The 11,495-nt window shown below is 52.3% G+C and carries 11 protein-coding genes; 2 read left to right on the top strand and 9 right to left on the bottom strand.

The window, feature by feature from the left end; all coding sequences use genetic code 11:
* Nucleotides 1-2 precede the first annotated feature (2 nt).
* Nucleotides 3-311: a LapA family protein gene (locus ABGB15_RS09845; protein WP_152081283.1), complete on the bottom strand. Its 309-nt coding sequence runs from the start codon at nt 309-311 to the stop codon at nt 3-5.
* A gap of 148 nt (nt 312-459) precedes the next feature.
* Complete coding sequence (pgpB, locus tag ABGB15_RS09840) at nt 460-1,227, bottom strand: phosphatidylglycerophosphatase B (RefSeq protein ID WP_152081284.1); 768 nt, start codon at nt 1,225-1,227, stop codon at nt 460-462.
* Between the two features lie 197 nt (nt 1,228-1,424).
* On the opposite strand from pgpB, the gene ribA reads away from it, so the two are divergent.
* Nucleotides 1,425-2,015 (top strand): GTP cyclohydrolase II, encoded by a 591-nt coding sequence (gene ribA / locus ABGB15_RS09835; protein WP_152081285.1) that lies wholly within the window; start codon nt 1,425-1,427, stop codon nt 2,013-2,015.
* Nucleotides 2,016-2,052: 37 nt separating this feature from the next.
* Here ribA and acnA read toward each other — a convergent pair whose 3' ends face one another.
* The 6 genes from acnA to topA form a co-directional block, all read right to left on the bottom strand.
* Complete coding sequence (gene acnA, locus ABGB15_RS09830) at nt 2,053-4,728, bottom strand: aconitate hydratase AcnA (protein WP_276850576.1); 2,676 nt, start codon at nt 4,726-4,728, stop codon at nt 2,053-2,055.
* Between the two features lie 165 nt (nt 4,729-4,893).
* On the bottom strand, nt 4,894-4,992 hold the full coding sequence (gene ymiC / locus ABGB15_RS09825; RefSeq protein WP_225903385.1) for a small membrane protein YmiC: 99 nt from the start codon (nt 4,990-4,992) through the stop codon (nt 4,894-4,896).
* 136 nt (nt 4,993-5,128) lie between these two features.
* Complete coding sequence (locus tag ABGB15_RS09820; protein ID WP_167515524.1) at nt 5,129-5,299, bottom strand: hypothetical protein; 171 nt, start codon at nt 5,297-5,299, stop codon at nt 5,129-5,131.
* Nucleotides 5,300-5,301: 2 nt separating this feature from the next.
* Nucleotides 5,302-5,442: a YmiA family putative membrane protein gene (locus tag ABGB15_RS09815; protein ID WP_215722170.1), complete on the bottom strand. Its 141-nt coding sequence runs from the start codon at nt 5,440-5,442 to the stop codon at nt 5,302-5,304.
* A 338-nt stretch (nt 5,443-5,780) separates the two neighbouring features.
* Entirely contained in the window at nt 5,781-6,755 is a 975-nt protein-coding gene (cysB, locus tag ABGB15_RS09810) for an HTH-type transcriptional regulator CysB (RefSeq protein ID WP_006175683.1), read from the bottom strand.
* A 187-nt stretch (nt 6,756-6,942) separates the two neighbouring features.
* Entirely contained in the window at nt 6,943-9,540 is a 2,598-nt protein-coding gene (gene topA / locus ABGB15_RS09805) for a type I DNA topoisomerase (RefSeq protein ID WP_152081288.1), read from the bottom strand.
* A 399-nt stretch (nt 9,541-9,939) separates the two neighbouring features.
* On the opposite strand from topA, the gene ABGB15_RS09800 reads away from it, so the two are divergent.
* Entirely contained in the window at nt 9,940-10,191 is a 252-nt protein-coding gene (locus ABGB15_RS09800; RefSeq protein ID WP_152081289.1) for a YciN family protein, read from the top strand.
* 34 nt (nt 10,192-10,225) lie between these two features.
* Here ABGB15_RS09800 and sohB read toward each other — a convergent pair whose 3' ends face one another.
* Nucleotides 10,226-11,272, bottom strand: a complete 1,047-nt coding sequence (sohB, locus tag ABGB15_RS09795) for a protease SohB (RefSeq protein ID WP_152081290.1) — start codon at nt 11,270-11,272, stop codon at nt 10,226-10,228.
* Nucleotides 11,273-11,495 lie beyond the last annotated feature (223 nt).

Genomic DNA, 11,495 nt, shown 5'->3' with positions numbered 1-11,495 from the left:
GATTATTCCCTGGATACCGGCACAGCACTGCTTTCCGGAATGTCAGTTGCAGGCGCAATTTGATGTTCAAGTCGTTTAATTTTTCGCTCAGCGCGCGCAAGGGAAACACGAACCTTAAGCCAGAACAGGCCACACACCAGCCAGCCGATGATGAAACCCGCTGCGAACAAGACCGCAAGCAGGCTCGAAACCCGGTACTCGCCCTGCGCCAGCAGATAGTTAAACGTTACCTGCTGATCGTTTTGCGCGCCCAATGTGACTGAAATGACAAAAATCGCCAACACCAGTAAGAAAATGAGTAAATATTTCACATTACTTCCCGTTATGTGGTTCAAGCGAATAAAGTGTGTTCAACTCACCGCAATTAGCCTTATAAACTACCATTTTAGTGACGGGCGCGAAACGGAAAAAGTAGCGCGCCAGTCATGGATTTATGGGCAAAATGCGGAATATCAACCTTCAGACGCCGCTTTGCTCCCTTTCGGCGATTTCTGCCTTCTCTTCCGGCGGCGGCGTTAGCGGCCCGCAAATGCGTTCGGCAAGCCAGGTTGCCAGCGTGACCAGCACCCACGATATGAGCGTGGCAACCACCAAATCACGCGGCCAGTGCATGCCCAGCAGCAAGCGGCTCCCCATTACGCCTGTCGCCCAGACCAGCAAAATCGCGATAGTCACCGTCCGACGGCGCGGCCATAAAAGCCCTACACCAAGCAACGCCCAACTGGCGGCAAACATCGTATGCCCGGAAGGAAAGGCAAAACCCGTCTCTTTTTGCCAGTGTTTACGTAAAAAGTTCGGAATTTCCTGTTGTTCCGCCAGTTGCTCTTTTACCAGCGCACCGCGATCTTTACGTTTTAAATTGTAGAACTCATCCACCGGAACATGATGCGTTTTTTCCATCCATACCACAAAAGGACGCGGTTCCTGCACATGATCTTTAACCCAGGACTTCACGCCCTGGCCGATAAGGATTGCGCCGCCGAGGATAGCAAAAAGCATTAGAGCAGCACGCAGACGAAAACGCAGACACCACAGGAACCAGGCACAAAGCAGCACATGCGTAATGATCCCCCACGGTTGCGTGACCGTCTCCGTTATCCAGTACAAGGCTTTCAGCCACGCACTATTCTGGCCGGGCTGCCACATCCAGCCTGAAATCCATACGGATAAAGGCATAATAAGCAAAATGGCCGCACCTGCTGCCGTTCGTCTGGCGATTGAAAGCATGTCTTCTCCTTTTTCGCTAAGCGTCACAATCATAACTGAATTTCATCAACAGGGTGGATATGTCGGATCGTGCGTTTAACGTTCGTATAGCATGGTGGTGATTAGGCGAACGCACGGAGCTTGTGGCAAAATAAACGGATACAGAAAGCCAAACAGGCGAAAGACACGAAACGTGTCAGCATACTCTGGAGAATCACATGCAGCTTAAACGTGTGGCAGAAGCCAAACTGCCAACCCCATGGGGCGATTTCCTGATGGTGGGTTTTGAAGAACTGGCAACCGGACAGGATCACGTCGCCCTGGTGTTTGGCGACATTTCAGGACAGACGCCGGTACTGTCTCGCGTACATTCGGAGTGTCTGACCGGCGATGCCCTGTTCAGCCTGCGCTGTGATTGTGGTTTCCAGCTGGAGGCCGCCCTTTCCCATATCGCTGAGGAAGGCCGTGGCGTGCTGCTTTATCACCGCCAGGAAGGTCGTAATATTGGTTTGCTGAATAAAATCCGCGCCTATGCGTTGCAGGATCAGGGATACGACACGGTCGAAGCTAACCATCAGCTTGGCTTTGCCGCCGACGAGCGCGACTTCACCCTGTGCGCTGATATGTTTAAGTTGCTGGGCGTAGATGAAGTTCGCCTGCTGACGAATAACCCACGCAAAGTGGAGATCCTGACCGAAGCGGGTATCAATATCGTCGAACGCGTGCCGCTGATCGTTGGACGTAACCCGAAAAATGCCCACTACCTCGACACCAAAGCCGCAAAAATGGGCCACCTGTTGGGCGAGTGATCGCAAATAGCCCGGCACAGGTGCCGGGCTTGTTTCATCAATCCAGCATTTTACGAATCACGTAGTGCAAAATGCCGTCGTTCTGGTAATAGGTTAGCTCTGTTGCCGTATCGATACGGCACCGACATTCCAGCATCTCTGTTGTCCCGTCCGCCCGTGTCAATTTTACCGGCACCGTTTTGCCCGGCTGCAGATTTTGCAATCCGCTAATGTCAATCTGCTCTTCACCCGTCAGCCCCAGCGTTTTGCGGGTGACGCCTTGCGGAAACTCCAGCGGCAAAATACCCATACCAATCAGGTTAGAGCGGTGAATACGTTCAAACGACTCGGCAATGACCACACGGACGCCCAGCAGTCGTGGTCCCTTCGCCGCCCAGTCACGGCTTGAACCTGAGCCATACTCTTTCCCGGCGATAACGGCCAGCGGCGTACCTTCTTTCTGATAGCTCATCGCCGCGTCGTAAATAGACACCACTTCCGAGCCCGGCAGGTGTCGTGTCATCCCCCCTTCCACACCCGGCACCATTTCGTTGCGAATACGGATGTTGGCAAAGGTCCCGCGCATCATCACTTCGTGGTTACCACGGCGCGAACCGTAGGAGTTAAAATCACGACGCTCCACCCCACGGCTTTGCAGATAGCGCCCGGCCGGACTGTCGGCTTTGATACTGCCTGCCGGGGAGATATGGTCCGTTGTGACTGAATCCCCTAACATTGCAAGGATGCGCGCGTTGTGAATATCCTTAAGCGGTTCAGGCTCTGCCAGCATGTCATCGAAGAAAGGCGACAGGCGGATATAGGTTGAATCATCCTGCCAGTCATAGGTGTCAGAACCGACGACATTGATCGCTTTCCATTCGGGCGTGCCTTCAAACACCTCGGCATACTCTTTGCGGAACATCTCCGTCGACACCTTCTCGACCGCACGCGCAATTTCCCGCGAGGACGGCCAGATATCTTTCAGATACACAGGATCATTTTTGCGATCGTGACCAATCGGGTCGGTGACCAGGTTGATATTCATATTCCCGGCCAGTGCATAGGCTACGACCAGCGGCGGTGACGCCAGCCAGTTCGTTTTAACCAGCGGATGAATACGCCCTTCGAAGTTACGGTTACCGGAGAGGACCGCGCCGACGGTCAGATCGCCCTGCTTAATCGCCATTTCTATTGGCTCAGGCAACGGCCCGGAGTTACCGATGCAGGTCGTACAGCCATATCCCACCAGGTTAAAGCCCAGCTCGTCCAGGTACGGCGTGAGCTTCGCCTGCGCCAGATAATCGGAAACCACTTTCGAGCCAGGGGCGAGAGAGGCTTTCACCCACGGCTGCGGTTTAAGGCCAAGCTGTACCGCCTTTTTCGCCAGTAACCCTGCGGCCATTAGCACGCTTGGGTTTGAGGTGTTGGTACAGGAGGTAATGGCTGCGATAACCACCGCCCCGTCAGGAAGCTGATACTGATGCCCGTTCATGACATAGTCGACCGGACGGTGATCTTTTTGCGCGGTGTTCACTTCCAGTTCATTACTGGCGGCAAATGCTTTAGGCACGTTGTTCAGCGCAACGCGATCCTGAGGACGTTTTGGCCCCGCGAGGCTTGCCTCCACGGTGCCCATATCCAGCTCCAGCGTGCTGGTAAATACAGGCTCATCGCCAGGGTTGCGCCACATTCCCTGCGCTTTGGTGTAGGCCTCAACCAGAGCCACCTGCTCTTCACTGCGGCCACTCAGACGCATATATTCCAGCGTGACGCTATCGATCGGGAAAAAGCCGCAGGTTGCGCCATATTCCGGCGACATATTGGCGATGGTGGCGCGATCCGCCAGCGGTAATGAATCCAGCCCGTCACCGTAAAATTCGACAAACTTGCCGACCACACCATGCTTACGCAACATCTGGGTCACGGTCAGGACCAGGTCGGTTGCGGTAATGCCTTCCGGGAGCTTGCCCGTCAGCTTAAAGCCCACCACATCCGGGATGAGCATAGAAACGGGCTGGCCGAGCATGGCTGCTTCCGCTTCAATGCCGCCCACGCCCCAGCCAAGCACGCCCAGGCCGTTAATCATCGTGGTGTGTGAATCGGTGCCCACCAGCGTATCCGGATAGGCCACCCACTCTTTGTCCTGCAATTCACTCCAGACGGCTTTGCCCAGATATTCAAGGTTGACCTGGTGACAGATCCCCGTTCCTGGAGGAACGACGCTAAACCGGCTGAACGCCTGCTGCCCCCATTTCAGGAAAACATAACGCTCATGGTTACGCTCCATCTCCAGGCGAACGTTCTCACCAAACGCGTCGTCGTCACCGAAATGGTCAACGGTCACTGAGTGGTCGATAACAAGATCAACCGGTGAGAGCGGGTTTACCTTTGCCGTATCCCCTCCCAGGCGCTTAACGGCTTCACGCATGGCGGCTAAATCGACGACGGCAGGTACACCGGTGAAATCCTGCATTAATACCCTGGCCGGACGATAGGCTATTTCTCTGTCAGCATGGGCATTCTTCAGCCAACCCGCCAGTGCCTGAATATCTTCGGCAGTCACGGAATCGTCGTCCTGCCAGCGTAAAAGGTTTTCCAGTAAAACTTTCAGCGACTTGGGTAACCGCGAAATGTCCCCAAGCGTCCTGGCTGCCAGTGGTAAGCTGTAATAGTGCCAGGTTTTATTTTCTGCCTGTAACGTGTCCTTACTGGCTTCGCGTAGGGTTAACGACATAAGCTCCTCCTTAATTACAGAGATACCCTGACAATCATCAGGGCCGTAATTAAAGATAACACAAAGATGTCGTAACGTTTTGATAACAACCCAAATTGATAAATTTCGGAATGGTCCAGAGAACCCTGGAAAACAAAAAACCCCGCCGTGGCGAGGTTTTACGATTTAGAGGAGAGCCAGCCAGATAAGCTGACACCAGAAGAGAATCGACACGGAAAAAACGCCGATCCATGACCAGTATTTGAGAGTTGTCATGTTATTCATCATAGGGACACCAGGCTTTATTAATTAAACCGTCTGAGGTCAGCCCTCAGTGCTATATTGCTGATGTGTATTTATTAAAGAGTACAAAAGCGCACACCATCGTTAGGCTAATTACATCATTACGCAATAAACGCAATTACTGCTTTTTGGGTTCGTCTTCCGCGAACATATCAATAAAAGCCTGCTGCTGCGGTGTCAGTTTCCAGGAAGCCGGCACGCTGGTTGCAGGGGCCTTACGCGCATTGTGACGATTGTCACGATGCTGACACATCTGTTTTACCGTTTCTGTACGTACCGTCATTGCCATATTTAACCCCAAAATTTCCAGGCAAGGAGAGCAACCACCACCCAAAACAGGGCAGAGACAAGAAAGACCGCCAGCCAGGCTTTACGCTTAAGCGCGGGGTCCCTTTGCGGTTCTTCACTTCCTGACGGCATTGCTAACCTCATACAATCGATATCGCTTATCATTTAGAGACCAAACAATTGGTACAAGTAATCATCGGTTGAGATAAATCCTAAAGAAACTTTAGCCGAAAAGCCAGTGAATTTACGAATCTGTGCCTGGGAAATATTCATTCTTTTGACCAGAAATAAATAATTGAAAAGAATTATTTGCGAAGCCGTAAATTACTTTCTACTTTTGTCGCAAATTTGCGACAGTAAGACCTTATAAATTAAATGGGTTATGCCATTATATGGCGAAGATATGCAGATGATGATAATTCTAATTTAGGTTTGAGAGGTTATTTCGGTATCTTTCCGCATGGGAAAGATACCGGGAGTGATTATTTGGCAGGAAGTTTAATGTCTTTAAACATCTCTTCGATGTCTTCGTTAGATCGTAATGCAACAGCCGTATCGACAACATCACGCGTTAAATGCGGTGCAAAGCGCTGAATAAAATCATACATATAGCTGCGCAGGAAGGTGCTACGGCGGAAGCCAATTTTGGTGGTGCTGTGGCTAAAAATATCATGCGCATCAAGACGCACCAGATCCGGATCAGAGACCGGATCAACCGCCATGCTGGCAATCACCCCAACCCCCAGCCCCAGACGCACGTAGGTTTTGATGACGTCCGCATCCGTTGCGGTGAACACAATACGCGGCGTTAATCCCGCACGATTAAACGCGGTATCGAGTTCTGAACGGCCCGTAAAACCGAAGGTATAGGTCACCAGCGGGTACTGCGCCAGCTCTTCAATCGTCACCGATCCCTTCCCGGCCAACGGATGATCCGGTGTGACCACAATAGAACGGTTCCAGTGGTAGCACGGCAGCATCACCAGATCGTCATAAAGATGCAGCGCTTCCGTTGCAATGGCAAAGTCAGCATTGCCTTTAGAAACGGCTTCGGCAATTTGCGTCGGTGAGCCCTGATGCATATGCAGTGACACGCGAGGATACCGCTCGATAAAGCCTTTGATGACCCCCGGTAAGGCATAGCGCGCCTGCGTATGCGTGGTGGCAATATATAGCGAACCTTTATCCGGCCAGGTATGCTCACCCGCAACGGATTTAATTGCGTCCACTTTGGAGAGCACTTCTCGTGCAATACGAATGATTTCCTGCCCTGCCGGCGTCACCTGAGTCAGGTGCTTACCACTGCGGGCGAAAATCTGAATCCCCAGCTCGTCCTCCAGCATACGAACCTGCTTACTGATGCCGGGCTGCGAGGTATAGAGTCCTTCTGCTGTAGAAGAGACGTTGAGGTTGTGATTGACCACCTCAACAATATAGCGAAGCTGCTGTAGTTTCATGCCAGACCATCCGATTTAGCGCACGCGTTCAATCGCTTAAGACGATTTGATAATAAGAAATGGGTTAACTATAACCACTATATCATTTATAGCCTGGCTGTATAGTACGGAACAAAAAATAATAACAACGTAATAAAAAAGGGCCGGAAGTCCGGCCCTTTTTGAGGTAAGTTACGGTAAGTGAAGATTATTTCTTGCCTTCAACCCATTTACCGTCAACAAAGAAGGCTGACCAGCCTGTCGCTTTACCCTCTTTCTCTGCCGCAACATACTGCTGCTTCGTTTTACGGCTGAAACGCACAACGGTCTTATTACCCTCCGGGTCCTGCTGTGGCGCATCGGCCAGGTAACGCAGTTTCTCCGGCAGACGATCGCGGAAGCGATGCAGCTCTTCCACCAGCGGGGCGCGCGTCTCACGCGATTTCGGGAAGGTGTTGGCAGCCAGGAACACGCCAGCAGCACCGTCACGCAGCACGAAGTAGGCGTCTGACTTCTCACACGGCAGCTCTGGCAGCGGAACAGGATCTTCCTTCGGCGGAGCCACTTCACCGTTGCGCAGGATCTTACGCGTGTTTTTACACTCGTCGTTGGTACACGCCATGTACTTACCGAAGCGGCCCATTTTCAGGTGCATTTCGGAACCACACTTCTCGCACTCAACGATCGGGCCGTCGTAGCCTTTAATGCGGAACTCGCCCTCTTCAATCTCGTAACCATCGCAGGTTGGGTTATTACCGCAGACGTGCAATTTACGTTTTGGATCGATCAGATAGCTGTCCATCGCCGTGCCGCATTTCTTACAGCGACGTTTGGCGCGCAGGGCGTTGGTTTCCGCGTCGTCACCTTCCAGTACGTTGAGAACTTCGTTCTCCGGCACCAGATTGATGGTGGTTTTGCAGCGTTCTTTCGGCGGCAATGCATAGCCAGAGCAGCCCAGGAATACGCCCGTTGTGGCGGTACGAATGCCCATCTTACGGCCGCAGGTTGGGCAGTCGATGCTGGTCAATACCATCTGGTTCGGCAGCATACCGCCCTCTTCAGGATCTTTCTCGGCTTTATCCAGTTGATTGGTAAAGTCGCTAAAGAAGCTGTCGAGTACCTTTTTCCATTCCGCCTGGTGGCTGGCAACCTGGTCAAGACTGTCTTCCATCTGCGCGGTGAAATCATAGTTCATCAACTCGCGGAAGTTGGCTTCCAGACGGTCGGTAACAATTTCACCCATTTTTTCAGCGTAGAAGCGACGGTTTTCGACACGCACGTAGCCACGATCCTGGATGGTCGAGATGATCGACGCATAGGTCGACGGACGACCGATACCGCGTTTTTCCAGCTCTTTCACCAGCGAGGCTTCGCTGAAACGGGCTGGCGGCTTGGTGAAGTGCTGAGCCGGGACCAGTTCAACCAGAGACAATTCGTCCCCTTTGTTGACAGCAGGCAGCGTTCTGTCTTCATCGCCTTTACGCAAGGCAGGCATTACTTTTGTCCAGCCGTCGAAGCGCAAAATGCGTCCACGCGCCTTCAGACGGAAATCCCCCGCGCCAACGGTCAGCGTGGTGGAATCATATTTCGCGGGCGTCATCTGACATGCTACAAACTGACGCCAGATCAGCTGATACAGCTTCTGTGCATCCGCTTCCATATCTTTCAGCGATTCCGCTAACACGGAGACGTCAGAAGGACGGATCGCTTCGTGCGCTTCCTGAGAGTTCTCTTTACTGGCGTACTGGTTCGCGCTTTCCGGCAGGTATTTCTTACCGAAATTGTCACTGATGTAGCCACGGACCATGTTAACTGCATCCTGGCTCAGGTTGGTGGAGTCAGTACGCATGTAGGTGATGTAGCCCGCTTCATACAAGCGCTGCGCCATCATCATGGTTTTTTTCACGCCATAACCCAGACGCGTGCTCGCCGCCTGCTGCAACGTTGAGGTAATAAACGGTGCGCCGGGCTTGCTGCTGGTCGGTTTGTCTTCACGTTCCAGCACCTGATAACGCGCTTTCTCCAGCAACGCGACCGCCGCCATCGTCTGGTCACGGTTTTCTGGGCGGAACGGTTTATCGTTCTGATGGCTTACCTGCAGCGGCAGCGCATCTCCCCCTGGCGTGGTCACATTCGCGTCAATTTCCCAGAATTCTTCCGGTACGAACGCTTTGATTTCACGCTCGCGCTCGACGACGAGGCGCACGGCAACGGACTGCACACGACCGGCAGACAGACCGCGGGCGACCTTTTTCCACAGTAGTGGCGAAACCATGTAACCCACAACGCGGTCCATAAAGCGACGCGCCTGCTGTGCGTTTACACGGTCGATATTCAGTTCGCCCGGCTTTTCAAACGCCTGACGAATCGCATTCTTTGTAATTTCGTTAAACACTACACGGCTGTAGCGTTTGTCGTCACCCCCGATCACTTCCCGCAGGTGCCATGCAATGGCTTCCCCTTCGCGGTCAAGGTCGGTTGCGAGATAGATGTGGTCTGCTTTTTCAGCAAGCTGCTTCAGCTCGTTAACGACTTTTTCTTTCCCTGGCAGCACTTCATATTGTGCATCCCAGTTATGCCATGGGTTAACCCCCATGCGGTTGACAAGCGCGCTACGTTCATCCTTTTTAGGCTTTTTAGCCCCTTTGGTGGAGGTAGAGTCTGCGCTCTTTTTGCTGGCTGAGCCACTGGTCGGCAAATCGCGGATATGACCCACGCTGGACTTAACCACGTAGTCATTACCCAGATACTTATTGATCGTTTTGGCTTTTGCCGGGGACTCAACGATGACGAGAGCTTTACCCATATTCACCTTTACCTAATTTAATTCTTCCAGGAATACGCCGCACGTTGATTTCCCTTCCGCTGACGACGAGCCATTGATATTGCGACTGCGTCAGGGGATATCAACCCCTATGTCTTACCGAACGTCAGATTGGCGACATCCAGGTCATTGAGTTATCGGGTATTTTTCTCACATCAAAGTTAATTCGTGACGAATTCCCGGTCGAATGTCAAGCAATTCTGTTGCCAGAATGACGAAAGCGCACACTGTACCTGATAAAATTCGTTACGCAACTTTATTAGCATGCAAAAGCAAATCCCGCCAGCACGCCTCCTCGCCCTTATCCCCTCAGATCACAGGGAAAATTTGCCCCCAAAGCGTCCCCGGCGTAGACTATTGTCACTGTTTAAGGAGTGGATTATGCAGAATACGACCCAACCTATTGACCGAGCATCTCTGCTTATCGAAGCGAACAAACTGATTCGCGATCATGAAGACACCCTGGCGGGCATTGAAGCGACCGGCGTAGAACAACGTAACGGCGTGCTGGTTTTCAGCGGCGAATATTTCCTTGATGAACAAGGTTTACCCACCCCGAAAAGCACTGCGGTATTTAACATGTTTAAATACCTGGCACATGCACTGTCAGAAAAATATCATCTGATCGATTAATGCAAAACGCGAGGCAAATGCCTCGCGTTTTTGTTTACAGCAGCGGCTTTTGGCTGCGTTGCAGCCAGCGTAGCAGCAGACGATCGGCGCTCTCGGCGGCGCTGTTGGTGAAGCGGTCAAGCAGTCGTTTACGCCGGGTGAAGCGCACGCCCACCAGTTCGCGGCCTTCCATCAGGCTCAGCAACAGATCGTCGCTGGTTCCAACTTCATCCACCAGCCCTTTCTCCTGCGCCTGAGTGCCGTACCAGTGTTCGCCTGTGGCGACGTGCTCAATGTCGAGCGCAGGACGCATACGGTGTACAAAGTCTTTAAACAGATGATGCGTTTCGTTCAGATCTTCACGGAATTTCTGACGCCCCTCTTCGGTATTCTCACCCAGCAGCGTCAGTGTACGTTTGTACTGTCCCGCCGTGTGCAGTTCAATATCGATCTCTTTATTCTTCAGGAAACGATTAAAGTTCGGGATCTGCGCGACCACACCGATGGAGCCGATGATGGAGAAAGGTGCTGCAACAATTTTGTCCGCGACGCAGGCCATCATATAGCCACCGCTTGCGGCCACTTTATCCACCGCTACCGTCAATGGGATCTGCTTCTCACGCAGGCGTTGTAACTGCGAAGCTGCCAGGCCGTAACCGTGAACCACCCCGCCCGGACTCTCAAGACGCACGACAACTTCGTCCTGCGGTTTTGCGACCGAAAGGACAGCCGTCACCTCTTCACGTAGAGAGGAGACTTCATGCGCATCCATGCTGCCTTTAAAATCGAGCACATAGACGCGTGGTTTTGCCTCATCCTGCGGCGCATTAAGTTTGGCTTTCGCCTTCGCCTCTTTAGCCTCCTGCTTATGCTTTTTCTTCTGCGCTTTCAGCCACAGTTTTTGCTGGTGGTGATCCAGCAACGACAGCGACATCTCTTCCTGCATCTCTTTATATTGTTCGCTCAGGCGGGTAATGCGTAACTCACCACGCTGACGCTTGCGTTGCGTCAGGTTCACAATCAGTACGGCGATCACCGCGATAGCAATCACCACCGTCGCGATTTTGGCCAAAAACAACCCATATTGAGAAAGTAATTCCACGCGCTCCACCTTGATTTAACCACGATTCTTTCACGCCAGTGTACAACAGCCCTGCTCAGGCGTCTCGCTCGTGACATTACCTCTGCGAGCCGCCTTCAGGAATCCCCCCATTCTGGTTTAAATATTTGCAAATTGTTAATTTTGCTGCGTTGTCTCCTGTAGACTGATTGAATTCTCCTGTTATTTCGGGCATAAAGCCGAAAAGTCATAGATAAAGGCACAT

Source organism: Enterobacter sp. MALB-1, from assembly GCF_041021625.1.
GTDB lineage: Bacteria > Pseudomonadota > Gammaproteobacteria > Enterobacterales > Enterobacteriaceae > Enterobacter > Enterobacter oligotrophicus.
The sequence above is the reverse complement of the archived record's forward strand: the minus strand, read 5'-3'. Positions and strand labels throughout refer to the sequence as shown.